A 23,929-nucleotide genomic window follows, 5' to 3' on the forward strand; every position below is an offset into this window, starting at 1 on the left:
TTTCTATCGCAGGGCACCGACAAGTACAGGACGACGAGATTTGCTGGCACTTGACTGTTACGGAATACGAAAAACCTGACCGCACTGTGGAATTCGCTGTATATAAACTGACTTCGGCCCGGATGAACGGCCGCCCGGAGGTCCCTGCGAGCCACCCGCGGTAAGGTGCCGGTATGTCCCGCGTCGCGATCGAATACTGCACTCAGTGCCGCTGGCTACTACGCGCGAGCTGGATGGCTCAGGAGTTGCTGACCACCTTCGCGACCGACCTCTCGGAGGTGGCGCTGATCCCCGGCGAGGGCGGCGTCTTCCGCATCACTGTGGACGGCGAACAGATCTGGGATCGCAAGGCGGACGGCGGTTTTCCCGAAATCCCCGTGCTCAAGCAGCGGGTGCGGGACCGGGTCGCCCCCGATCGCTCGCTGGGCCACTCGGACCAGAACGACTAGTGCAGCCGGTCCGACTCAGCAGCAGCCCCCGCCACCACAGCAACCGCCGCCCGAGGGCATAGCCGGTGCGATCGGCGCGCTGCCGCCGCGACCCACCGTTCCGAACGTGGTCAGCAGTTTGACGGTGTCCGCATGCCCCTGCGGGCAGTCGGCGGGATCCGACGCCTGCGCCATGGGGCGGGACATCTCGAAGGTATCGCCGCAACTGCGGCACCGGTACGCATAGCTCGGCACGCGCTCAGGGTAGACCACCCGGCCGGGACCTGCGACGCCGCGCGCGACGCGGGTGTCGCCGCCTGTATCGCCGCACCCAGTACCCTCGATTTACGGAGTACGAGGAGGTGGGCCTGTGAGCACTCAGGTATTCGACACATTGCCGGACGAGGGCACCCAACCGATCGCCCGCACCGAATACGGCGACGTCCGTGGTCGCCGGCAGGGCTCGATCGACGTCTGGCGTGGGGTTCCGTACGCCGCGAGCACGGCCGGTCCGAACCGGTTCCGGCCCCCGCAACCCGCGCAGCGCTGGGACGGGGTGCGCGATTGCCTCGAATTCGGCGAGATCGCACCGCAGAGCGCGGGCTTCGTACCGGTGGATTCCGGACTGCACATGGGCGAGGACTGTCTCTGGCTCAATGTGTGGGCGCCGGCCACCCCCAGCGAGGAACCCCGGCCGGTCATGGTGTGGCTGCACGGCGGCGCGTTCTGCCTGGGCACCGCGGCGCAGGCCATCTACGACGGGCTCCGGCTGGCCGAGACCGGCGATCTGATCGTGGTCAGCGTGAACTACCGGCTGGGCGCGCTCGGCTTCCTCGATCTGTCCGCGCTAGGCGCAGAGTTCACCACCAATCTGGGCCTGCGCGATCAGATCCTCGCCCTGGAATGGGTGCGCGACAATATCGCGGCCTTCGGCGGCGATCCGGGCAGCGTGACCCTCTTCGGTGAGTCCTCCGGTGCCGGTTGCGTGACCGCGCTGCTCACCTCACCGCTCTCGGCCGGGCTGTTCCATCGGGCCATTGCCCAATCGCCGCCCGCCACTACGGTTTTCGGTCAGGACCGGGCCGCCGGTGTGGCCCGCCGCTACCTCGAACTACTGGATTTGCCCACGCAGCGGGCCTCCGAACTGCTGCACCTGCCCATCGAACAGATCATCGCCGCGGCCGGCATTCTGTTCGACGAGGTGCCCTCCAAGGAGCCGGGCCGCCTGGCTGCGGTGCCGGTGGTGGACGGCGATCTGCTGCCCGGCTACCCGTCCGAACGCTTCCAGCAGGGCCGCTCGCACCGGGTGCCATTGATCATCGGCACCAATAAGGACGAGGCCTCGATGTTCCGCCTCTTCCGCTCGCCCATCATGCCGGTCACGCCCGAAGCGGTGAACGCCATGCTGCTCGGCGTGGCCGCGGAGCATCCCGGACTGTCGCCGGAACGGATCGCCGAGATCGCCTCGGCCTATACCGTCAGCACCCCGCGCGGTGCGCTGAGCATGTCGACCGATGCCGCCTTCCGCATGCCCGCCCGCTGGGTGGCGGAGGCGCACTCCGCGCATTCACCGACCTGGGTGTACCGCTTCGACCATGCCACCCCGATGTTGAAGGCGGCCCGGGTCGGCGCCGGTCATGCCACCGAATTGCCTTATGTATTCGGCAATTTCGGCTCCTTCGAGCACGATCCGACCTTCTGGCTCGGCGGCCGCAAGGTCGCCCAGGAGGTCTCGGGCCGAATGATCCGGCGCTGGACGGCATTCGGCGCGCACGGTGTGCCCGCGGCCCTGGACGGGTCCAAGCACTGGCCGCCCTATACGACGGCGGCGCGCAATACGCTGGTCATCGACAATGTCGACCGGATCGTCGACGATCCGGACCGCGACCGTAATTCGGTCTGGGGCGACCAGGTGGTCGGCTTCTACTGAGATCGGTGCGGGATCCACTACCGCAGTGGATCCCGCACCGCCGCAGTGGATCCCACCTGCCGCAGTGAATCCCGGTGCTGTGCAGTGTATCCGGGTGAACGGCGCTACGGCTCAGACCGCGGCAGTCGCCCGCTTCCCCAGATTCGCCGGCATGCGCGAGTAGCCGTGCAGGGTGTACAGCGGCCGCCGCTCCGGGGCGCCCGCCAGGGACATTTCCGGGAAGCGGTCGAAGAGCGAGCGCAGCGCATAGGTGGCTTCCATGCGCGCCAGGCTCGCGCCCAGGCAAGTGTGGATGCCGCTGGAAAAACTCAAGTGCTCCTTGGCATTCGGGCGCGTGATATCGAAGCGATCGGGCTCCTCGAACACCTTCGGATCACGATTCGCACCGGCCAGCGAGGTGACGACCACGCTGCCCTTGCGCAGCGAGGCGCCGCCGATCTCGATATCGCACAGGGCGATTCGCGCGGTGATCTGCACCGGTGCGTCGAAGCGGAGCACCTCCTCCACCGCCTGCGGCCACAGCTCCGGTTCCGCGCGCAGCCGCGCCAGCTGCTCCGGATGGGCGAGCAGCTGCACCACGCCATTGCCGATGAGATTCACGGTGGTCTCGAAGCCCGCGCCCATGAGCAGGCTCGCGGTGGCCTTGAGCTCCTGATCGTCGAGATTCCCGGCGGTGACCAGACTGCTCAGGATGTCTTCGCCCGGCTCCCGGCGCAATTGGGCGAGGTGGTTGTCCAGATAGCCGTCCATGGCGAACATGGCCTTCGCGGCGCGCTGCCAGGTGCGCCAGGAAATACCGAAGTCCAGCAGTGGACTCGCCGCATCACCCCACTCCAGGAACTGCGGGCTGGATTCGCGTGGGAAGCCCAGCATTTCGGCGATGATGGCGATCGGCACCTGCGCGGCGTAGTTCTCGATCAGATCGGCGGACCCATCGGCGGGCAGCGCCTCGAGCAGTTCGGCGGTCACCGACTCCACCCGATCGCGCAATCGGCCGATGGCGCGCGGGGTGAACGCGGCGGAGACCGATTTGCGCATGCGGGTGTGCTCCGGCGGATCGAGCACCAGCATGGACGGCGGCTCCACCGGATTCGGCGGCAGCGCCGCCGCATCGATCCGCCGCCGCGCCGCCGACGGCATCTCGAAGCCCCGCGCGCCGAAGATGCCGAACCGATTGTCACGCAGGATGGCTCGGCTCAGCTCGTAATCGGCGGTCGCCCAGGCGATCGGGCTGTGCACCAGTCGCCCGCGCTCGCGTATCTCCTCGATGTACGGGTACGGGTCTCGCAATCCACCGGCGCTGCCGACCAATTGCGCGAACGGATCGCCGCGCCCGGCCCGCACCCGGATCACGTACCGTGGCGTGCCCTGCTCCACAACCCATCGAAACCAGTACCGCGGGCTCATCATCGCTGACTCCCTTGTCGTCGGGTCATTCCACCGTACGGAAATCCGTTGCGGGGAAAAAGGTCCCGAAGGGGGAACCGCACCTCCTACCGCAGTAGGAGCCCCCGCCCCAAGTTCGCGGCCCGCCCGGGTCTGGACTGACGTAGCGGGGGAGCGAAGCGGAGGAGGGAAGGCCCGGGTAACAAGGCCGCGAACCCGCCGGAGCGAAGCGGAGGCAGATTAACGCAGCGCGGTGACTCTTTCCGAGGCGATTCGTCGCTCGCGGGTGGCGGGGTCGGGGTGGGCGACCTGCACCAGGGAAGCGCCCGAGGCCAGGACGGCGACCAGGCCGTCGATCAATTCGGCCGGGGTTTCCCACGAAGTGCTCGACAGCACCCGGTCCTCGGCGGTGAAGCCCTGGCGGGAGGCCGACTTGCGCGCCTCTTCGAATACCTCCGACACCGACATTCCGTCCAGCGCACAGCCGATGCCGCTGGGGCGGAACTGATCGCCGTGCACCCGCACCGCGGTGGCGTAATCGGTGACGCCGATCGGCAGCTCGCGCACCGGCAGGCCCATCGGGTCCAGGGACAGCGCCGCTACCTCCGGAATATCGCCCGCCTCGTCGATGCGATCGGCGGTCACCAGCGCCAGCTCGGCGTCCGGGTCCGCGTGCAGCACCACTTCGACACCGGCCCACCAGCAGCCGAGCAGGACCGCGGCGGTCTGCCAGTGCGCGGGCAGCAGCACCGCCACCCGCGAACCGCGGGAGAGGCCGAATTCGTCGCGAATCATATTGGCGGTCTTGGCCGCCCAGTTGGTCAGCGTCAGCCCCGATAGCTCGATCCGGGCGCCGGTGGCGTCGTCGTAATAGGTGATGCGCGGGCCCGCGGGATCGCGGGCGAGGATGGGGTCGAGTACCGCTTCGGTGAGGGTCTCGGTCAGTTCACGCATTTCGGTCCGTTCTTACCGGCATCGATGGGTGGAGCTGGCGGGACCGGCGTCATGGTGGTCGAAGTACCCGTGAAGTCCAGCTGGCTGCCGGTCGCCGAACCGGGACCAGCGTAGTCACTCGCCAGCACCACCCGGACCGCCCCCTCCGGCATCCCGTCCTGCTTGATGACCGGCAGTCCGCCCAGCACCGAGGCCACCGCGCGCGCGTTCGCATCGCTGCTGCTGCCCGCCAGCACCCGGCTGCTCTGAATCGGCCCGCCCACCCAATTGTCCACCGTGCCGGTGTGGAAACCCTTGCCCGCCAGCGCCTGCCCCACCTGCCCGGCCAGCCCGCCGGTACCGCTCGCGTTGTAGAGATCCACGGTGACGGTCGACGGATCGACACCGCCGGTCGTCTCCTGCGGATCACCGTCGATGGTCTTGGCCACATACTTCTGCACCGCGACCGGATCGACGCGCACCACCGATTCGCCGTTCTCGGTCCAGCCGTTCAGATCCTTGACCGGAATGGTCTCGAACTTCACCTGCCCGGCGGACAGATCCTGCAGCTCGTGCAGGAACGACAGCACATCCCAGCCGTCGTCGAGCACGATGGTGCGGCCCACCGCATCACTGAGATCCTTCAGCCGGCCGGGATTGGTGAGCACCTTGGCGCTCAGCACCTGATGCACCAGCTGTGCCATGTACACCTGCTGGCGCACGATGCGGTCGAGATCGCCGCGCGGCAGTTCGTGCCGCTGGCGCACGAAGCTCAAAGCCTCGGGGCCATTGAGTTTCTGCGGTCCCGCCGGAAAGTCCGCACCGGACATCGGCTCGTACACCGGATTGTTCAGGCAGACATCGACACCGCCGACGGCATCGGTGAGCAGTACGAAACCGAGCAGACCCACCTCGGCGTAATGGTCGACGGTGATACCGGTCAGATTGGTGACCGCCTTGATCAGCGCCTGCCGCCCGGCGAGCGTGGAACGGGTCTCCGCCTCGGCCGGGGTGACGCCCTTGTCGATCAGCTTCTGCTGCTCGTTGAATTTGGTCACGCCGAACGCGGAGTTGATCTTGCCCATGCCCAGCCCCGGAATGTCCACGTAGGAATCGCGGGGAATCGAGATGGCCGTTGCCGATTGACCGTTGTTGGGCACCCGGATCAAGACGATGGTGTCGGTATTGAGGCCCACCTCGTCACCCGCGTGCAGCATGGCACGCTCATCGTCGGAGAGCGGATTGCCGTGCGCATCGGTGCGGGCGTCGATGCCGACCATCAGAATGTCGACCGCGCCGTCCGAGCCCCCACCCAGGCCCAGATCGCTGATCCGCTCGATGCTCGACACCAGCTGATCCACGCTGTGCCAGCCCAGCCCGGTGACCACCAGCACCAGCACCGCCGCCGCGGCCGCGAACGCGCGCAGCGGATTCGCGCGATGCCGCGCCACCCACGACCCCGGCGCCGCGGGGCGGCGCGAAGGTAGCGGCGCGGATGCCCTTGTGGTGTCCGGCAACCCCTGCTTCCTCTCCAGTGTTCGGCCGAGTACACCCCGCAATCGGGGTGGCATCGTTGGAATACCCCCATAGGCAGGCTAGACGCGCGGCCGGACATGTCCGTGTAGCCGACGCTCAGTGAGTCGTGCCGCATTGCCGGTGCGCAGGGCATTACCGCAGGTGGAGAACGAGGTGCAGGACCACTGTGTCCGGCATGCCACACTGACCGCCGTGACTTCCGCCTCCTTGGATCCCGTCTCCGCGCGGCTCGTGGTGACGGGTGCGCGGGGACAGTTGGGCCGGGCACTGCTGCGCCTGGCGCCCGATGCCCGCGGCTACGGTCGCGGTGACCTCGACATCACCGATCTGGAAGCGGTTCGCGCCGTGCTGAATCCGGGTGATGTGGTGCTGAACTGCGCTGCCTACACTGCCGTGGATCAGGCCGAAACCGATGTCGAGGCGGCTTTCGCGGTGAATGCGAGTGGTCCGGCCGTGCTCGCCGCAGTCTGTGCCGCGATCGGCGCGGACCTTGTGCACGTCTCCACCGATTACATTTTTCCGGGCAATGCCGAGCGTCCGTACGAGCCGAACGATCTCGCCGGTCCCACCACCGTTTACGGTCGCTCAAAATTAGCTGGTGAGCAGGCCGTACTCGATCTGTCCCCGAATGCCCGGATCGTCCGTACCGCCTGGGTCTACACCGGTGAGGGCTCCGACTTCGTCGCGACCATGCGCCGGCTCGAGCGCGAACGGGACACCGTCAAGGTCGTCGCGGACCAGATCGGATCGCCAACGTACGCACCGGATCTGGCCGCGGGGCTCTTGGAGCTGGCTGGGCGGCTGCCGGATTCGACGCAGTCCGACTCCTCGGATTCCGCGGGGCGGCGCGAGATTCCGCGAATTCTGCACGCCACCAATGCCGGACAAGCCAGTTGGTTCGATCTGGCGCAGGCCGTATTCGCCGGCGTCGGCGCCGATCCGGAGCGTGTACTGCCCTGCGGCACGGTGGATTTCCCGAGACCCGCTCCGCGCCCGGCATATTCGGTTCTTTCGGGCAAATCGTGGATATCGGCCGGGCTCAGCCCCCTGCGGGAGTGGCAGCAGGCGCTGAACGACGCACTCGCTTCCATCTCCGACTAGGCTGAGCGCCCGTGAGCCCCTCGGATTCTGTCGGACGACCGTCACTGGCCGTCGTCACGGTGACCTACTCGCCCGGTGAGCACCTCGAACACTTCATCAGCACGCTAGCCACCGCGACCGGCGAGAAGCCGCAGGTCATCCTTGCCGACAACGGCTCGGTGGACGGCGTGCCGGAGCTGGTCGCCGAAGCCAATGCCAATGTCCGGCTGCTGCGCACCGGCGGCAATATCGGCTATGGCGGCGCCATCAATCGCGCTGTCACCGAGATCGACCCGGACATCGAATTCATCGTCATCGTCAACCCCGATATTCGCTGGGGTACCGATTCGATAGATGAACTCCTGGCCGCCGCTCGCCGCTGGCCGCGCGCCGGAGCCCTGGGACCGAAGGTCCTCGAGCTGGACGGCAGCGTCTACCCGTCCGCGCGCAAGGTGCCGGGTCTGGCAGACGGCGCCGGTCACGCCATCCTCGGCACGGTGTGGCCGGGCAACCCCTGGACCCGCCGCTACCGCCAGGAGAACGAGCAGATCTCCGAGCGCACCGTCGGCTGGCTGTCGGGCTCCTGCCTGCTGGTACGCCGCGCGGCCTTCGACGCCATCGACGGATTCGACTCCCGGTACTTCATGTACATGGAGGATGTGGACTTCGGTGATCGCATGGGCAAGGCGGGCTGGCACAATGTTTTCGTGCCGTCCGCTGAGGTCACGCACGCCAAGGGACACGCCGCCGGACGCCATCCGGAGACTATGCTGCCGGCCCACCACGCCAGCGCCTACCGTTTCCAGGCAGATCGGCATCCGCACTGGTGGCAGGCTCCACTGCGCGGCGCGCTGAAGGCCGGACTTGCGATCCGCTGCAGGCTTGCGGTTCGATCCGCACTGCGCGAACGCGATCAGGCGGACGCTGCTACCAACTGACAACAGGGGAGAGAATGGCGAACAGCGGCAGTACTGCCGGGTCGACTGATGCGGTAATCCTGGTCGGAGGCCAGGGCACCCGCCTGCGGCCACTGACCCTGTCCGCTCCCAAACCGATGCTGCCGACGGCCGGTCTGCCGTTCCTGCAGCATCTGCTGGCCCGCATTGCCGCGGCCGGCATCACGCACGTCGTACTCGGTACCTCCTACAAGGCGGAGGTGTTCGAGGATCACTTCGGTGACGGTTCGGAGCTCGGGCTGGAACTCGAGTACGTGACCGAGACCGAAGCACTGGGCACCGGCGGCGGTATTCGCAATGTGCTGCCCAAACTGCGGGCCGACACCGTCATGGTGTTCAACGGCGACGTGCTCGGCGGCACCGACCTCAACGGTGTGCTGGAGACCCATCACGCCAGCAAGGCCGACGTCACCCTGCACCTGGTGCGGGTCGGCGATCCGCGCGCCTTCGGCTGCGTGCCCACCGACGAGACCGGCCGTGTCACCGCATTCCTGGAGAAGACCCAGGATCCGCCGACCGACCAGATCAATGCCGGTTGCTACGTCTTCCGCCGCGAATACATCGAGAAGATTCCCGCGGGCCGCCCGGTCTCGGTGGAACGCGAGGTCTTCCCGGCGCTGCTCACCGAGGGCGCGCACATCCAGGGCCATGTGGACACCTCCTACTGGCGCGATATGGGCACCCCCGAGGACTTCGTCCGCGGCTCCGCCGATCTTGTGCGCGGTATCGCGCCCTCGCCCGCTCTGCCCGGGCAGCGCGGCGAATCCCTCGTGCATCCGAGCGCGGGTGTGGCGCCCGGCGCACTGCTCATCGGCGGCACCGTAGTGGGTCGCGGGGCCGAGGTCGGCGCTGGCGCCCGCCTCGACGGCGCAATCCTTTTCGACGGCGCCCGAGTGGAAGCCGGTGCGACGGTGGAACGTTCGATCGTCGGCTTCGGCGCTCGCATCGGTCCCCGGGCACTCGTCCGCGACGGCGTCATCGGCGACGGCGCGAGCATCGGCGCCCGCTGTGAACTCCTGCGCGGCGCTCGAGTCTGGCCCGGCGTGGACATCCCGGACGGCGGGATCCGCTTCTCCACCGACGTCTGACAACCACACTACGAATCAGCCGCCCCCACCCCGGGGCGGCTGATTCGCGTAATCGACACGGACAACACGCCTGGGCCGCGATCAGGTCCGGCGAATTCGCCTCCGAAACACGCTGACCACCGAGTACCGTCGCTGCGGTGCCATACTGGGCCTGTCACCCGATCACCTGCGTGGAGTGAGGACAGATGACTGCCGATCCGTTGCCGCCGAGCGATCGTCCGGTGCCGGGCTGGCCGGTGCCGCCGCCCGAGGGGTATTTCGCGGAAGACCTCGACCGTATGCACGATCTGCCCTCGCACACCGAGCTGATCGACGGGAGTCTCGTTTTCGTGAGCCCGCAGGCGAAGTTCCATATGCTCGTCATCAACTTTCTCGACCAGGAATTGAATGAGCAGGCTCCAGAGGATCTAGAGGTGAGCCGTGAGATGACGGTGACCCTCGGCCCGCGTCAACGCCCTGAACCCGACATTCTTGTCGCGCGAGCTGAGGCTGATGCCGGTCTTGATCAGACCACTTACCATCCCGAGGATGTTGTCCTCGTGATCGAGGTGATGTCACCGGATTCGGTGGAGCGCGACCGTAAGCGCAAGCCGCAGTTGTATGCGGAGGCCAAAATTCCGCACCTCTGGCGGGTCGAGAATGTCAACGACCGAGCTGTTTTCTACACCTATGAACTCGATCTGGCATCGAAGGTCTACTCGCTCACTGGAATTCACCACGATCGCCTTCAGCTCGACGAGCCGTTCAAGATTGATCTGGACTTGACTCGCGCCACGCGGAGACGGCGCGCTCAGAACTGATCGCGGGTGGGCGGCGCGCCGTAAGGGTGGGGCAGATGTTGTCTGGAGGGTTGCGGCGATAACACTGGGGTCATGACATTGTGGCCTGATCCGGAAGTCGCAGCGGCGGTCAAGGGGTGGGCGACCAGTTCGCCCGCTGTGGATGCGACGGACTATCGGCAGATACGGGCCATGGTTGACGCGTTGACGCATGGGGTGGTTGCACCGGCCGGAGCGGACGTCACCGTGTTGGAGCACCCGGTGGTCGCGGGGGATGGCTACGAGATTGCGGTCCGGGTGTATCGCCGGGCGGGCGAGGTGTCGACCGGGGCGCTGCTGTATGTGCATGGGGGCGGCGGGATTTCCGGGACGCTCGACGGGTATGAGCGGCTGTGCCGTTACTACGCGGCCGAGGCCGGGATTCAGATCGTGGCCGTCGACTATCGGCTCGCGCCGGAGCATCCGCATCCGACCGGGGTGGAGGACACGTACGCGGTGCTGGTCTGGTTGACCGAGCACGCAACAGAATTGGGGATCGATCCCGAGCAGATCGGGATCGGGGGCGACTGCGCCGGTGGCGGTATCGCCGCGGGCGTCGCGCTGCTGGCGCGGGATCGGAGCGGACCGGCGCTGGCCCTGCAATTGCTGGTCTGCCCGATGCTGGACGATCGGAATACCGTGTCCGATCCTGCGATTGCGCCCTTCAGCACCTGGACCTACGAGTTCAATCGCACGGCGTGGCGCGCACGGCTCGGTGATCTCGCGGGCACCGATGCGGTGCCCGCGTACGCGGCTCCGGCGCGGGCGACCGAATTAGCCGAGTTGCCAAGAGCTTTCATCGAGGTCGGGGACCTCGATATCTTCCGCGACGAAGCCCTCGACTACGCGCGCCGGTTGGTGACGGCTGGAACCCACGTGGAATCGCACCTATGGCCCGGGCTGCCGCACAACTACGACGCGGTGGGTGCGAAAACGCCTGCGGCGCGGCGGGCCCTGGCCGTCCGGATCGGTTTCCTCGCGAGCCTGCTGGACTGATATCGCCTGTCCTGCAACGAGAGAGCCGCCTCCGGTGCTACCGGGGCGGCTCTCTCGTTGGGCGGGTCCGCCGAGTTCAGCGGACAGTGGCGGGGCTCACACTCGCGGCGGCAGTGAGAGCGGCGGTGGCGGTGCGGTGCTCGCGGAGCAGGAGGAAGCCGGTGAGGGCGACCAGGGCGGCGGTGAGGCCGTGCACGCTGAAAGCCGTTGCGGTGGAACCGTGGTGGCTCAGTACGGTGATCATGTCGCCGAGTGGGGTGAGCGCGGCGACCAGCATGGTGATGGCCAGGCGAAGCGCTGGCGGGCGGCTAGCAAGGCGAGGATGACAATGCCGGAGGTGATATCGCGAATGCCCTTGAGGTTCAGGAAGGCGCCGGCGTCGCCGTGCGGCCATTCCGGGAGCCCGAAGCCGGAGGCGGTGGTCTCCGGCGCGAGGACGTAGCTGATGCCGACATAGATGATGAAGGCCGCGCCGATGAGGGAGAGGGCGGTGGCGATGCGGTTCATGGTCATGATCTGTGCTCCAAAATCTAGCGCCGCTAACTGATATGCACAACGCTAAAGCATGCATGGGTAGTTTGTCTAGCGATGCTAGGATTTGTTCATGAGCGCAATTCAGACACGCAAGGAACGCGAACGCGCCGAACGCCATCAGCGGATCATCGATGCCGCCCGCCGGCTGGCCGAAACCGAAGGCTGGGACGCGGTCACCATTCGCCGCCTGGCCGAGGCCATCGAATACAGCCAGCCCGTGCTCTACGGCCACTTCTCCGGCAGGGAGGCCATTGTCACCGCGGTCGCCGAACAGGGCATCGGTGAATTCGCCGTGGCGACCAGGGCGATCCGGGAAGCCGCGGCCACGCCGCAGGAAGCCCTGACCGCGGTCGCCGAGGGCTATCTCGCCTTCGCCCGCGACAATTCCGCCCTCTACGACGCGATGTTCCTGTTGCGCACGAACCTGAAATTCGGGGACGAGGCCGGGCAGCCGCTGAAGGACGCCTTCATGGAACTGGCCCTGACCTTCGCGCCCTTCGCCGCACCGCACGATGTCGAAACCTTCACCGAGGTCGCCTGGAGCTCCCTGCACGGCCTGGCCACGCTGGATCGAGGCGGTCGGCTGCGGCCCGACTTTCGTGCTCAGCGACTGGAAATTCTTGTCGCCCAATGGGTGCGCTGAGCCCGAGCGGGCCGGACCGGCGCCGACCGCGCCTAGGCTGTGATCATGGCTGACGCGGTGGTGGTCGGATCGGGGCCCAATGGGCTTGCGGCGGCGGTGATCCTGGCCCGGGCGGGGCTCGACGTGCAGGTTTACGAGGCCTCGGACGCGATCGGCGGCGGCTGCCGGACCGGAGAGGTCACGCTGCCGGGGTTCCGGCACGATCTGTGCGCGGGCGCGCATCCCATGGCGGTGGCGTCGCCGTTCTTCCGCGCCTTCGACCTGGCCGCGCACGGGGTGGACCTGCTCGCACCGCAGGTGTCCTATGCGCATCCGCTCGACGGCGGGCACGCCGGACTGGCATGGCGCGATCTCGAGCAGACGGTGGACGGGCTCGGTCGCGACGGCGGTTCCTGGCGGCGGCTCTTCGGGCCGCTGGTGCGGGACTGGGAGGGCCTGGTCGCACTGGGGATGTCGGATCTGCGGCATCCGCCACTCGATCCGATGGTGGGTGTGCGCTTCGCCCGGCGTCTGGTCGAACAGTCGACGCCCCTGTGGAATCTGCGCTTTCGTGAGGAGATCGCCCCTGCCCTGCTGACCGGCATTGCCGCACATGCCATTCGGCCACCGCGCGGCATTCCGGGCGCCGGGGTCGCCATGTTGCTCGGCACACTCGCGCATGTGCGCGGCTGGCCCGTCCCGCGCGGCGGCAGTCAGGCCATCAGCGATGCGCTCGCCGCCGATCTGCGCCGGCACGGCGGGCGCATCAGCACCGGACATCGGATCGACTCCATCGACGAATTCGGTGAGGTGCGCGCCGTTCTGCTCGATCTGGCGCCCGCCGAATTGCAGCGCATCGCCGCCGACCGGTTGCCGAGCCGATACGCCGGGTCACTCGAAAATTTCCGCTACGGCGGCGCGGCCTGCAAGGTCGACTTCGCGCTCTCCGGCCCGGTGCCGTGGCAGGCGCGCGGCTGCGAACGAGCGGGTACCCTGCACCTGGTCGGCACCCGCGCCGAGGCGGTCGCCGCCGAAAAGGCCGTGGCCGCAGGGCAACACGCGGACCGCCCGTACGTGCTCGCCATCCAACCCGGCGTGGTCGACGCCACTCGGGCCCCCGCCGGGCAGCACACCTTCTACACCTACGCCCACGTCCCGAACGGTTCCACCCGGGATATGGCCGAGGCCATCACCGCGCAGGTGGAACGTTTCGCCCCCGGTTTCCGCGATCTCATCCTGGCCACCCATGTGCAGACCGCCGCCACCATGCCGGCGCACAATGCCAACTACGTCGGCGGCGATATCTCCGCCGGCGCAATGACATTGCGCCAGACCGTCTTCCGCCCCGCCCCGCGCTGGAACCCGTACCGCACCCCGATCCCGGGCGTCTACCTCTGCTCCTCGGCGACCCCGCCCGGCCCCGGCGTGCACGGTATGAACGGCTACTACGCCGCCCGCCACGCCCTCCGCCGTGAATTCGGCGTCCACACCGACCCGCTGGAATTGCTTGGATCGCACCCGGGCAATAGTGGACTGGACTAGACTTAGTCCACTATCCTTGGGTGATGACGCAGGTAAACATTCATGAGGCCAAGACACACCTATCCCGGCTTCTCGAACGTGTAGCGAAGGGGGAACGCATCGTGATTTCCAAGGCCGGCAAGCCGATCGCCGATCTGGTTCCGCATGGGGGGACACCGGTGACATTCGGCGGTCTCAAAGGCCAACTAGCGTACGACGACAGCGCATTCGGCATCGACCCCGACATTCAGCGGATGTTCTATGGGGATGATGCCGATGCTTCTGCTTGATAGTCAGACGGCACTGTGGTTGCTCGACGACAATCCGCGGCTGGGCGAGCATGCACGACGGATGATCAGTTCGGCCACCGAGGTTTACGTATCCGCCGCGACGATTTGGGAGCTGACCATCAAAGCGATGCTCGGCAAACTAAAGATCCCGGCCAACTTCACCGAGGTGATCGGCACACAGGGCCTGGCTGTGCTCGACGTTACAGGCGAGCACGCCGAGGGGATTCGCGAGTTTCCGGAACTTGTGCGGCATGACCCATTCGATCGACTGATCGTCGCGCAGGCGCAGGTCGAGATGCTGCGGTTGCTTACGGCGGACCGAGTGCTGCTCGGTCTGAATCGAAGTTTCATCGTCGATTCCACGCAGTGATCGACTCGGTTGGTCCTAGGCCGGTTGGGTGCGGTAGAGATCCGGCTCCAGATAGATGACGCGGGCGGCCGGAACCGCCGCGCGGACACGGGCTTCCGCGGCGTCGATGGCGGCCGCGATATCGGTGATTTCCAGACCGGGGACAATGGCGATCTTGGCGGCCACCAGCATCTCCTCGGGGCCGAGGTACTGGGTGCGCAGATGGATGAGACTGTCGATGCGCTGATCGTCGACGAGCTGGGCGCGAATGGCGCGATCCTCTTCCGGCGTCGCGCCCTCACCGATCAGCAGGCTCTGCATTTCGACAATGAGGATGACGGCGATGATGCCGAGCAGGATGCCGATGGCCAGGGTGCCGATACCGTCCCACACCGGATCGCCGGTCAGCTCGGTCAGGCTGATGGCCACGAACGCGAAGATCAGGCCGATGAGCGCGCCGGTGTCCTCCAGCAGCACCACGGGCAGCTCGGGATTGCGCGAGTTGCGAATGAACCGCCACCAGCTCGCATCGCCCTTGAGCGGCTTGGACTCTCGCATGGCGGTGGTGAAGCTGTACCCCTCCAGCACGATGGCGAAGCCGAGGATGGCGATGGCCACGAACGCGTTGGACAGCATCTCGGGATGCTCGATCTTGTGGATGCCCTCGTAGATCGCGTACACCGAGCCGAGCGCGAAGATCACCAGCGCGACCACGAACGAGTAGAAGTAGCGATTGCGGCCGTAGCCGAACGGGTGCAGCTGGTCGGCCTGCTGTGCGGCGCGCCGCTGACCCAGCAGCAGCAGACCCTGGTTGGAGGTGTCCGCCACCGAGTGCACGGCCTCGGCGAGCATGGACGCCGATCCGGTAATGGCCGCGCCGATGAACTTCGCCACCGCTATACCGGCATTGGCGCTGAGCGCCGCCAGGATCGCCTTCTTACCGCCACCCGCTGACAATGTGCCGTCCCTCCGAACCGTTGTCCGTTTTGTCGTAAAACGTGCTTGGTGGGACAGCCTACCCAGGCCGGGCTCAGTCCTCGTCGACCGTCGCGCAGAACAGCTGCGCCGCATCCCCGATGGCCTGGGCGCGAATATCGCCGTCCGCCGCGGAAATCCAGGCCGCATGGCCGCATTCGACCCGCAGCTCCTGTCCACCGAGGAACAGCCGCACCGTGCCGTGTGTGCACAGCACGATGCCGGGCCCGGAGCGCGGCACCGGAATCGGCTCCGATCCGGGTGTCAGTTCGTAGCGGCTGAGCGCGAATTCGGGTGCGGGCGTGTGGTACTGGAAAACACCGTCGCCCAGCAGTTCCGGCTCGATGATCGGCAGATCCAGGGGTTCGAAATCCAGCACGCGCAGCAGTTCCGGCACATCCACGTGCTTGGGCGTCAGGCCGCCACGCAGCACATTGTCGGAATTCGCCATGATCTCCACGCCGACGCCGCGCAGGTAGGCGTGCAGGTTTCCGGCGGCCAGGAACAGGCCCTCACCGGGTTCGAGGGTGATCCGGTTCAGCAGCAGCGCGGCGAGCGTCCCGGCATCACCGGGATAGGCCTCCGCCAGTTCCAGCAGGGTCCGCACTTCGGCGGTGAATTCCCGGCGCGAACCATTGGCTCCGGGATCGCGTTCGGACAGGTAGTGCACACAGCCGTCCAGCACCTTGGGCAGCAGCATGCTCAGGCTCGCCTGCGGCAGCGCGATCCAGGTGGTGAACAGAGTGCGCAGCCCGGCCGAATCCGGTTGGGCGGCCAGCAGTCCCGCAAACGACTCGAGCTCCGGCACCTCCAGCGCCCGCAGCAGCCGCACGGTGCGCAGCGGATCGCGGAAGCCCGCGAGTGCTTCGAACCGGTCCAGCGCCACCACGAGTTCCGGTTTGTGGTTCTCGTCGCGGTAATTGCGCATGGGGGAGTCGAGCGAGATGCCGGCGCGGTTCTCCCGCTGGAAACCGTTGCGCGCCTGTTCGAGACTGGGGTGCGCCTGCAGCGACAGCGGTTCCTCTGCGGCGAGGATTTTCAGCAGGAATGGCAGTCGCCCGTCGAATTCGCCCGCGACCGAGCCGAGTTCGCGTTGCGGGTCGGCGCTGACCACCTCCAGCAGCGATCGGCTGTGCCCGTTGATCCGCACCTGTGCGGGGTCGGCGGGGTGTGCGCCGAACCAGAGTTCGGCCTCCGGATGTGCGGAAGGAACCGGTCGTCCGCACAACTGAGCTAGCGCGGTGCGCGAGCCCCAGGCGTAGGAGCGCAGCGCACCAACGAGTTCGAGCACTAGTAACGTCCCCCGTCGTAGCGTCCCTGGGTCGAGGCCGGACGCGAGAGTAGTCGCAGATACGCGGCCGACATCTCCAGCCGAAGCGACAGCACTGCAAGCTGTTCCAGCTCACCACCGCGCGTGGGTGGCACCGGCTGACCGGCCTCCAGCGCATGCACGGCGGCGGCTTCCGCATCCACATTCACCAGGTCGACATCGACCAGCCCGGCATCGGAACCGAAGACCGCGAGTCGTCGCCGCGCGGCCACCTGGTCCAGGTCGGCGCTCAGTACGAAGATCCGCACCTGCTCCACCGGGGCCGGGCCGTCCAATTGCTCGTCATGGAAGAGCGGATCGAAACCGGGTACGGACACGCCTGCAGCTTCCACCAGTCGACCATGCGCTGCAACGGTTTCCGCCAGGTTGGCAGCGGCGGTGATCTGCCCGGCCGCGGCCAGCAGCACTTCGGAGCCGTGTTCGGCGAGGATCGCGGCGGCGGGCGAATCGCCGGACAGCACCATGCGCTTGCGCTGCTGCATGCGCGTGGCGAGGGTCTTGGCCGGATTGTGGAACGCCTCGTGCTGCGGACCGTCCCGTAGCGCCTCGGCATCGAGCAGATCGGCGAGCGCGTCCAATTCCGGTAGCAGCGGCCCGGTGCGACCGGGGTCGACGGCGGCCAGCACCGCAATGCCGACGGCCAGATAGCGCAGCAGCCGATTGTGGTCGAGTACCCGCACCCGGGGCGGCAGCATGGTCGCGCGGCCGGCGGCGGCGGCGCGCAGCGGTCCCTCGTCGGGAGCGGCGACCACGACCTCCGCACCCCGGCGCACCGCGAAATCGATGGCCTCGGCCAGGCGCGGATCGCCGGCGTCGTCGCCCGCCACCAGCACCACATCCAGCGGTCCGACCCACGGCGGAATCGAGGTGACCGCCACCAGCGGCATGCTCGTCCGATCCCCGAGTGCGGCCACCAGCAGTCCGGCGGCGCGGGCGGCCCGCCCACTGCCGGAGAGCATGACCAGACTGCGCGGTCTTAGATCCGTGAGCCGTGTCAGCGCGTTCTCGGCCAATGCCGCGGCGGTCGCGCGTACCAGCGCGCCGCCGGATGCGGCAGAACGCAAGGTTCCCCCGGCGTCGGCCGCTTCCAGCGAGGCGACGTCATCGAGGTCGAGTACAGGTGTCCCAGCGATCATCGGGCGTTGCCACCTCCCCTCATCGGGTCACCAGACGCTGGTGAATCCAAGCTCTGTGATTCCACTATTCCAGTCAGGCGCGGACGATGCTCAGGATCTCGGTGACGAGTTGGTCTACTTCGTCCTGCGATCGGGCTTCGACGTTGAGCCGCAGCAGCGGTTCGGTATTGGAGGCACGCAGATTGAACCAAGCGCCGTCGGGCAGTTGCACGGTTACTCCGTCCAAGCGGTCCACCGACTGAGCCCGTTTGCCGAACGTTTCGAGCACCGCCATGGTCCGCTCCTTCGCATCAGCCACTGTGGAGTTGATCTCTCCGGAGGCCGCATATGTTGCATACGCGGAGGCGAGCTCGGACATCGGCCGATCCTTCGAGCCGAGTACGGCCAGCACGTGCAGGGCGGCCAGCATGCCGGAGTCGGCGCCCCAGAAATCCCGGAAGTAGTAGTGCGCGGAATGCTCGCCGCCGAAGATCGCGCCGGTGGAGGCCATCTGCTGCTTGATGAACGAGTGGCCGACCCGGGTGCGCACCGCATTGCCGCCGAGTTCGGCGACCAGCTCGGGCACCGAATGCGAGGTGATCAGATTGTGGATGATGGTCGCGCCCGGCTCCTTGGCCAGTTCGCGCTCGGCCACCAGGCCGGTGATGGCGGACGGCGACACCGGGTCGCCCTTCTCGTCCACCACGAAGCAGCGGTCGGCATCGCCGTCGAAGGCCAGGCCGATATCGGCGCCGGTCTTGCGGACGTAGTCCTGCAGATCCACCAGATTCTTCGGATCCAGCGGATTGGCTTCGTGATTGGGGAAATTTCCGTCGAGCTCGAAGTACAGCGGCTCGATGATGTACTGCGGCAGCGTGCCCAGCACGGCGGGCACCGTGAAGCCGCCCATGCCGTTGCCCGCGTCCACGGCGATGCGCAGTGGGCGCGAGTCGCTCAGATCGACGAGCTTGTGCAGATAGGCCGCATAGGCGGCGAGCAGATCCTGTTCAGTGGCGGTACCGCGCGGGCCGTCGTAGGCCGGTACGCCGGCGATGACCTCGTCGGCGATGGTGCGCAGCCCGGTGTCCTGGCCGACCGGCAGCGCCTTGGCCCGGCACATCTTGATGCCGTTGTACTTCGCGGGATTGTGCGAGGCGGTGAACATGGCGCCGGGGCATTCGAGATGGCCGGAGGCGAAGTACAGACCGTCGGTGGAGGCGAGGCCGATCTGGACCACATCGAGGCCCTGCGCGAGCACGCCGTCGGCGAAGGCGGCGGCCAGTTCGGGGGAGGAGTCGCGCATATCGTGGCCGATCACGACCTGCTTCGCGCCCTCGGCGCGCATCAGCCGGGCGAAGGCGGAGGCCACATCCGTGACGAATGCCGCGTCGATTTGTTCGCCGACCACCCCGCGGACGTCATATGCCTTGATGACTGCATTTACGGACTCGGCGGAGCGTGGCTCTGTCATGCCGAACACACTAGTAGTTGTGTCCTGCAAGGTGAATTCGGCGTTGCTGCGCATGTCCGAGGAGCTGACACTCAGTTGGGCGGGTCCGGTAGGACACGTAGGTGACCGCGTCTGCCGGTGCGATTGGGGCGCTGCTGGGAGGGCGGATAGTCCGAGTAGCCGCGCGGATCGGGTTCCGGTGTGCGGCGCCGTAATCCGGCTTCGCGGACGGCCTCGGCCAGTGCGGTCAGATCATCGTCGTCGGGGGTGCTGGAGGAGAACCCGCCCTCGTGCTTGACGAGCTCCCAGCCCTTCGGCGCGGTGATCCGGGAGGCGTGCGTTTCGCACAGATCCCAGGAGTGCGGTTCGGCGACCGTGACGAGTGGACCGACCACCGCCATCGAGTCCGAATACACATAGGTGAGCGTCGCAACAGCCGGATTCTTGCAACCTGGACGGCAGCAACGACGCATGGGAATCACGCCATGCAGGGTAACCCTCCTGGCGCTCCGAGGGGGATAGACACGCTCAACGTGGCGGTCCTCACCCCGATCCGAACCGTGCACGGTCCACTCGCGACACGCGCCGACGCAGGCCGGGCGATCGATTGGAGCTAGATTCGTGTCATGACCCGTTCACGTAAGAGGCGACCGCCCACCGCGCGGTCGGTCATCCGCCGCGGGCGGGGTGTGCGCGGGCCGATGCTGCCGCCGACGGTGCCTGCCCGCCGCACCCGCGGCCAGCAGTTCGACCGATTGGTGCTGGAGGCGTTCGCGCCCCTGGAGAGTCGCTGGCACGACCAGCTCACCAAGCTGGATATCGCCGTGGACGATGTGCCGAAAATTCGTCCGCTGCACCCGGATTCGGTGACCTGGCCGGACGAGGTCGTTGCCGACGGCCCGGTGCCCCTGTCGCGCCTCATCCCGGCAGGGGTGGACCGTTACGGCCAGGCGACCCGGGCCCGCGTGGTGCTGTTCCGCAAACCGCTGGAACTACGGGCCGGTGATCCCGACGATTTGGTGGACCTGCTGCGCGAAGTTCTCGTCCAGCAGATCGCCACCTACCTCGGAGTCGATCCGGATGTGATCGACCCCGAACCCGAGGAATGAAGCTCTCCCAACCGCCACAACAGATTTCGTGAGGTCGGGGTAACTCCCGGGGTACCCCCGAAATGGTTTCGGCGCCTAGCCGCCGGCACGCGAATGGTACGGCCGGCGGCTCTCACTCAGGCGCTGAAGTTCCGGGGAGGCGGGGGAGCTAGATGATGCCGCGCTTCAGGCGACGCCGCTCGCGTTCGCTGAGGCCGCCCCAGATGCCGAAGCGCTCATCGTTGGCGAGGGCGTAGTCGAGGCATTCGTCGCGGACTTCGCAGCCCATGCAGATGCGCTTGGCCTCGCGGGTGGAGCCGCCCTTCTCGGGGAAGAACGCCTCCGGATCGGTCTGTGCGCAGAGCGCCCGTTCTTGCCACTGCTCGGCTTCGGTCATCGCGCGACCGCCGCGTGAAAAACTGTCGAACGCTTCATCAGTGCCCGTGACGATCAGGCTCAGGCGTGGTGGTTCGGGCTGATATTGCGCCCGCGCCCACTGGCCGCCCCCCGGCCGTATCGTCATCGGTTCACCCCCCTCGAGTCCGTTCCATGTGTCGGCGCAGAAATCAGGTGCTGCGCCAGCTGTGGAATCGGTTTGCGATACACCGCCTGGAAAATTCGACGGGGCCAGCTCATCGGCCATCGCTCCGCCTCCTCACTGTGTGTTAGCGCAGAATGATTAATCCGTCGGAACCGATCCCACCGACGGCCCAACACCGCGACGTAGTCCCGCGGCCATCCCCGAGCTGTTCGCCACTCCGATGATACGAACGCATGTTCGAAAAGCCGTCCGCGCCTTGAGCTCTCGCGCGGACCCGGAATGACATGCCTGTGATTAGACACGCCGGGCGCGGTGGTGGTCAAGCTGCCGAAGCTATTCCGTTACCATCTGCGACCCGCTTCGGCAAGGTATCCGCAGATCAAACAGCAAATTCACAGCAAATATCCCGTGAGGCAACTTCGCACCCGAAACGCATAGGCTGTGCGGATGTGACTCGAGAACAAGCGGACACCGCCCCCGGCACCGGTCTGCGGATCGCGGTATTGGTCGGCGGAGTGGGCGGCGCGCGGTTCCTGCAGGGCGTGCGCGAGCTGGTCCCCGGCGCCGAAGTAACGGCGATTGTGAACGTCGGCGACGACGTCTGGATGCACGGCCTACGGATCTGCCCGGATTTGGACACCTGCATGTACACGCTGGGTGGCGGCATAGATACCGAACGCGGCTGGGGCCATGCGAACGAGACCTGGAACGCCAAGGACGAGCTGGCGAAATACAACGCTCAGCCCGATTGGTTCGGCCTGGGTGATCGCGATATCGCCACCCACCTCATTCGCACCGAAATGTTGCGTCAGGGTTACCCCCTTTCGGCGGTGACCGAGGCCCTCTGCAACCGGTGGCAACCCGGTGTGAAGCTGCTGCCCGCCACCGACGACAGGTCTGAAACTCACGTCGTTATCGCGGACCCGGAGAACCCTGGCGAACGTCGCGCGATCCATTTTCAAGAGTGGTGGGTGCGCTACCGGGCGAACGTTGAGACCCATGGATTCGTGACTATTGGGGCAGACCAAGCAAAACCCGCCCCCGGTGTGACCGAAATCATAGCGGCCGCGGACGCCGTTTTACTGGCTCCTTCGAACCCCGTAGTGAGCGTCGGATCGATCCTCGCGGTGCCCGGTATTCGCAGTGCGCTGCGCACCACCGATGCCAAGGTGATCGGTCTTTCTCCGGTGGTCGGTGGAAAGCCGTTGCGCGGCATGGCCGATGAATGCCTCTCTGTCATCGGTGTGGAAACCACCGCCGAAGCGGTCGGCAACTACTACGGCGCCCGCACCGCCACCGGCATTCTGGACGGGTGGCTGGTGCACAGCACCGATACCGCCGACGTCCCCGGCGTCGAGGTCCGCAGTGTGCCCCTGCTCATGTCCGACCCCGCCGCCACCGCCGAAATGGTGCGGGAGGCCCTGGACATCGCCGGCGTGAAACCTTGAGTGCTGGGAGTGAATTCGTGAGTACCGAACCGAACGCCTCGCTGCCCGATCAGGTAGCGATGCCCGATCACGCATCGGGCGGGGAGCTGAGCATTCGGCCGATTTTCGGGCTGCCGGAATTCCGGCCCGGCGACGATATCGCCGAACACATTGCGGCACAGGCGCCCTGGCTGCAGGACGGCGATGTGCTGGTGGTGACCAGCAAGATCGTGTCCAAGGTGGAGGGGCGCATCGTCGCGGCCCCGGCCGATCCCGAACAGCGTGATGCGGCCCGGCGCGAGCTGGTGCTGCAGGAGGCCGTGCGGGTGCTGGCGCGCAAGAACCGCACCCTCATCACCGAGAGCCGGCTGGGCATCGTGCAGGCCGCCTCCGGGGTCGACGGGTCGAATGTCGAGCGGGGCGAATTGGTGCTGCTGCCGGTCGATCCCGATGCCAGCGCGAAGGCCCTGCGCGCCGCCCTGGCCGAACGCCTCGGCGTGCAGGTGGCCGTGGTCATCACCGACACCATGGGGCGCGCCTGGCGCAATGGCCAGATCGATGCCGCCATCGGCTCTTCCGGGCTGCGGGTGCTGCACGACTACGACGGCGCGATCGACGGGCAGGGCAATGAACTGCACGTCACCCTGGTCGCGATCGCCGATGAACTGGCGGCCGCCGCGGACCTGGTGAAAGGCAAGCTCGGTGCGGTGCCGGTCGCGGTGGTGCGCGGGCTGGGGTACACCGACGACGGCTCCACCGCCGCGGATCTGCCGCGCCGCGGGGTCGATGATCTTTTCTGGCTGGGTACCGAGGAGGCCATCGAGCTCGGACGCGGCCAGGCACTGCTGATGCGCCGCTCGGTGCGCCAATTCGCGGAAACCCCAGTGGATCCCGAGGTCATCCGGGCCGCCGTGGGCGAGGCGCTCACCGCGCCCGCGCCGCATCACACCCGTCCGGTCCGGTTCGTCTGGTTGCGCAAGCGCGGCCTGCGCGATCAATTGCTCGAGGCCATGGCGGAGAAGTGGCATGCGGATCTGTCCGCCGACGGTCTGTCGCACGAGCGCGCCGAGAAGCGGGTCGGCCGCGGGCGCATCCTCTTCGACGCACCCGAGGTGATCATCCCGTTCTGTGTGCCCGACGGCGCACACGACTATCCGGATGCGCGCCGCCGCGCCAATGAATCCACCATGTTCAATGTCGCGGTGGGCGCGGCGGTGCAGGGCCTGCTGGTCTCGCTCGCCACCAAGGGGGTGGGCAGCTGCTGGATCGGCTCCACCATCTTCGCGCCCGACATCACCCGCGAGGTGCTGGGTCTGCCCGAGGACTGGAATCCCCTGGGAGCCATTGCGATCGGCCACCCGCTCGAGCCGCTCGCGCCCCGAGAGGCTCGCGAGCCCGGCATTGGGCTGGTGGAGCTGTGAGCGCGCCGGTGGCCGACGGCACCCGTGGTGAATCGCGAGCCGGGCATTGGGCTGGTGGAGCTGTGCGCGTGGCCGTGGCCGACGGCATTCGAGGCAGGCGAGCCCGGGTCAGCGT

Annotated in this window: 26 protein-coding genes; 14 read left to right on the top strand and 12 right to left on the bottom strand. The window is 67.1% G+C overall.

Annotated features, from left to right (window positions below; all coding sequences use genetic code 11):
* Positions 1–173 precede the first annotated feature (173 nt).
* The gene (locus JWN03_RS19475) at positions 174–449 is read left to right on the top strand and encodes a SelT/SelW/SelH family protein (RefSeq protein WP_297616728.1); all 276 of its coding nucleotides are present in this window, start codon (positions 174–176) and stop codon (positions 447–449) included.
* A gap of 15 nt (positions 450–464) precedes the next feature.
* Here JWN03_RS19475 and JWN03_RS19480 read toward each other — a convergent pair whose 3' ends face one another.
* Positions 465–683 carry an FmdB family zinc ribbon protein gene (locus JWN03_RS19480; RefSeq protein ID WP_297616731.1) on the bottom strand — a complete coding sequence of 73 codons (219 nt, stop codon included), beginning with the start codon at positions 681–683 and terminating at the stop codon, positions 465–467.
* Positions 684–798: 115 nt separating this feature from the next.
* Between JWN03_RS19480 and JWN03_RS19485 the strand changes: the two genes are divergently transcribed.
* A complete protein-coding gene (locus JWN03_RS19485) occupies positions 799–2,358 on the top strand; it encodes a carboxylesterase/lipase family protein (protein ID WP_441343021.1) in 1,560 nt (519 codons plus the stop codon).
* Between the two features lie 111 nt (positions 2,359–2,469).
* Here the strand turns inward: JWN03_RS19485 and JWN03_RS19490 are convergent, their stop codons facing one another.
* From JWN03_RS19490 to JWN03_RS19500, 3 genes are all read right to left on the bottom strand, one after another.
* A complete protein-coding gene (locus tag JWN03_RS19490) occupies positions 2,470–3,765 on the bottom strand; it encodes a cytochrome P450 (RefSeq protein WP_297616828.1) in 1,296 nt (431 codons plus the stop codon).
* Between the two features lie 219 nt (positions 3,766–3,984).
* Positions 3,985–4,698, bottom strand: a complete 714-nt coding sequence (locus tag JWN03_RS19495; protein ID WP_297616734.1) for a TIGR03089 family protein — start codon at positions 4,696–4,698, stop codon at positions 3,985–3,987.
* Positions 4,686–6,248 carry an LCP family protein gene (locus tag JWN03_RS19500; RefSeq protein ID WP_441343022.1) on the bottom strand — a complete coding sequence of 521 codons (1,563 nt, stop codon included), beginning with the start codon at positions 6,246–6,248 and terminating at the stop codon, positions 4,686–4,688. The genes JWN03_RS19495 and JWN03_RS19500 overlap by 13 nt, the downstream gene beginning before the upstream one ends.
* 148 nt (positions 6,249–6,396) lie before the next feature.
* Between JWN03_RS19500 and rfbD the strand changes: the two genes are divergently transcribed.
* The 5 genes from rfbD to JWN03_RS19525 all read left to right on the top strand — a co-directional run bounded on the left by rfbD (position 6,397) and on the right by JWN03_RS19525 (position 11,151).
* A complete protein-coding gene (gene rfbD / locus JWN03_RS19505) occupies positions 6,397–7,314 on the top strand; it encodes a dTDP-4-dehydrorhamnose reductase (RefSeq protein WP_441343023.1) in 918 nt (305 codons plus the stop codon).
* 11 nt (positions 7,315–7,325) lie between these two features.
* On the top strand, positions 7,326–8,231 hold the full coding sequence (locus JWN03_RS19510) for a glycosyltransferase family 2 protein (protein ID WP_297616737.1): 906 nt from the start codon (positions 7,326–7,328) through the stop codon (positions 8,229–8,231).
* A gap of 14 nt (positions 8,232–8,245) precedes the next feature.
* Entirely contained in the window at positions 8,246–9,337 is a 1,092-nt protein-coding gene (locus JWN03_RS19515; RefSeq protein WP_297616740.1) for an NDP-sugar synthase, read from the top strand.
* A 185-nt stretch (positions 9,338–9,522) separates the two neighbouring features.
* A complete protein-coding gene (locus JWN03_RS19520) occupies positions 9,523–10,137 on the top strand; it encodes a Uma2 family endonuclease (protein ID WP_297616743.1) in 615 nt (204 codons plus the stop codon).
* A gap of 72 nt (positions 10,138–10,209) precedes the next feature.
* Entirely contained in the window at positions 10,210–11,151 is a 942-nt protein-coding gene (locus JWN03_RS19525) for an alpha/beta hydrolase (RefSeq protein ID WP_297616745.1), read from the top strand.
* A 76-nt stretch (positions 11,152–11,227) separates the two neighbouring features.
* On the opposite strand, the gene JWN03_RS19530 is transcribed toward JWN03_RS19525, so the two are convergent.
* Together JWN03_RS19530 and JWN03_RS19535 are read right to left on the bottom strand one after the other, a co-directional pair.
* The gene (locus JWN03_RS19530; protein ID WP_297616747.1) at positions 11,228–11,395 is read right to left on the bottom strand and encodes a hypothetical protein; all 168 of its coding nucleotides are present in this window, start codon (positions 11,393–11,395) and stop codon (positions 11,228–11,230) included.
* The gene (locus tag JWN03_RS19535; RefSeq protein ID WP_297616749.1) at positions 11,392–11,664 is read right to left on the bottom strand and encodes a DUF4267 domain-containing protein; all 273 of its coding nucleotides are present in this window, start codon (positions 11,662–11,664) and stop codon (positions 11,392–11,394) included. Before JWN03_RS19535 ends, JWN03_RS19530 begins: the two co-directional genes overlap by 4 nt.
* A gap of 91 nt (positions 11,665–11,755) precedes the next feature.
* On the opposite strand from JWN03_RS19535, the gene JWN03_RS19540 reads away from it, so the two are divergent.
* Genes JWN03_RS19540 through JWN03_RS19555 form a run of 4 tightly spaced genes read left to right on the top strand, consistent with a single transcriptional unit; the run spans position 11,756 to position 14,488 of the window.
* Positions 11,756–12,328 carry a TetR/AcrR family transcriptional regulator gene (locus tag JWN03_RS19540; protein ID WP_297616751.1) on the top strand — a complete coding sequence of 191 codons (573 nt, stop codon included), beginning with the start codon at positions 11,756–11,758 and terminating at the stop codon, positions 12,326–12,328.
* 45 nt (positions 12,329–12,373) lie between these two features.
* Positions 12,374–13,849: a phytoene desaturase family protein gene (locus tag JWN03_RS19545; RefSeq protein WP_297616754.1), complete on the top strand. Its 1,476-nt coding sequence runs from the start codon at positions 12,374–12,376 to the stop codon at positions 13,847–13,849.
* 23 nt (positions 13,850–13,872) lie between these two features.
* A complete protein-coding gene (locus JWN03_RS19550; protein WP_297616757.1) occupies positions 13,873–14,118 on the top strand; it encodes a type II toxin-antitoxin system Phd/YefM family antitoxin in 246 nt (81 codons plus the stop codon).
* Positions 14,090–14,488 carry a type II toxin-antitoxin system VapC family toxin gene (locus JWN03_RS19555; RefSeq protein ID WP_297616760.1) on the top strand — a complete coding sequence of 133 codons (399 nt, stop codon included), beginning with the start codon at positions 14,090–14,092 and terminating at the stop codon, positions 14,486–14,488. The genes JWN03_RS19550 and JWN03_RS19555 overlap by 29 nt, the downstream gene beginning before the upstream one ends.
* Positions 14,489–14,503: 15 nt before the next feature.
* Here the strand turns inward: JWN03_RS19555 and JWN03_RS19560 are convergent, their stop codons facing one another.
* The 5 genes from JWN03_RS19560 to JWN03_RS19580 form a co-directional block, all read right to left on the bottom strand.
* Positions 14,504–15,424: a cation diffusion facilitator family transporter gene (locus JWN03_RS19560; protein WP_297616763.1), complete on the bottom strand. Its 921-nt coding sequence runs from the start codon at positions 15,422–15,424 to the stop codon at positions 14,504–14,506.
* A gap of 73 nt (positions 15,425–15,497) precedes the next feature.
* The gene (manA, locus tag JWN03_RS19565; RefSeq protein WP_297616766.1) at positions 15,498–16,733 is read right to left on the bottom strand and encodes a mannose-6-phosphate isomerase, class I; all 1,236 of its coding nucleotides are present in this window, start codon (positions 16,731–16,733) and stop codon (positions 15,498–15,500) included.
* Positions 16,733–17,908, bottom strand: a complete 1,176-nt coding sequence (locus JWN03_RS19570; RefSeq protein WP_297616769.1) for a tobH protein — start codon at positions 17,906–17,908, stop codon at positions 16,733–16,735. Before JWN03_RS19570 ends, manA begins: the two co-directional genes overlap by 1 nt.
* A gap of 73 nt (positions 17,909–17,981) precedes the next feature.
* Positions 17,982–19,358, bottom strand: a complete 1,377-nt coding sequence (locus JWN03_RS19575; RefSeq protein ID WP_297616772.1) for a phosphomannomutase/phosphoglucomutase — start codon at positions 19,356–19,358, stop codon at positions 17,982–17,984.
* A 71-nt stretch (positions 19,359–19,429) separates the two neighbouring features.
* Positions 19,430–19,810 (bottom strand): DUF3499 domain-containing protein, encoded by a 381-nt coding sequence (locus tag JWN03_RS19580; protein WP_441343024.1) that lies wholly within the window; start codon positions 19,808–19,810, stop codon positions 19,430–19,432.
* Between the two features lie 153 nt (positions 19,811–19,963).
* Here JWN03_RS19580 and JWN03_RS19585 point away from each other — a divergent pair, with 153 nt between their 5' ends.
* Positions 19,964–20,446, top strand: coding sequence for a metallopeptidase family protein (locus tag JWN03_RS19585; RefSeq protein WP_297616778.1), 483 nt, complete (start codon positions 19,964–19,966; stop codon positions 20,444–20,446).
* Between the two features lie 148 nt (positions 20,447–20,594).
* Here JWN03_RS19585 and JWN03_RS19590 read toward each other — a convergent pair whose 3' ends face one another.
* Positions 20,595–20,822 carry a WhiB family transcriptional regulator gene (locus JWN03_RS19590; protein WP_297616836.1) on the bottom strand — a complete coding sequence of 76 codons (228 nt, stop codon included), beginning with the start codon at positions 20,820–20,822 and terminating at the stop codon, positions 20,595–20,597.
* A gap of 632 nt (positions 20,823–21,454) precedes the next feature.
* On the opposite strand from JWN03_RS19590, the gene cofD reads away from it, so the two are divergent.
* A complete protein-coding gene (gene cofD / locus JWN03_RS19595; RefSeq protein WP_297616839.1) occupies positions 21,455–22,414 on the top strand; it encodes a 2-phospho-L-lactate transferase in 960 nt (319 codons plus the stop codon).
* 59 nt (positions 22,415–22,473) lie between these two features.
* A complete protein-coding gene (locus JWN03_RS19600) occupies positions 22,474–23,814 on the top strand; it encodes a coenzyme F420-0:L-glutamate ligase (protein ID WP_297616842.1) in 1,341 nt (446 codons plus the stop codon).
* Positions 23,815–23,929 lie beyond the last annotated feature (115 nt).

The organism is Nocardia sp., assembly GCF_025465275.1.
GTDB lineage: Bacteria > Actinomycetota > Actinomycetes > Mycobacteriales > Mycobacteriaceae > Nocardia.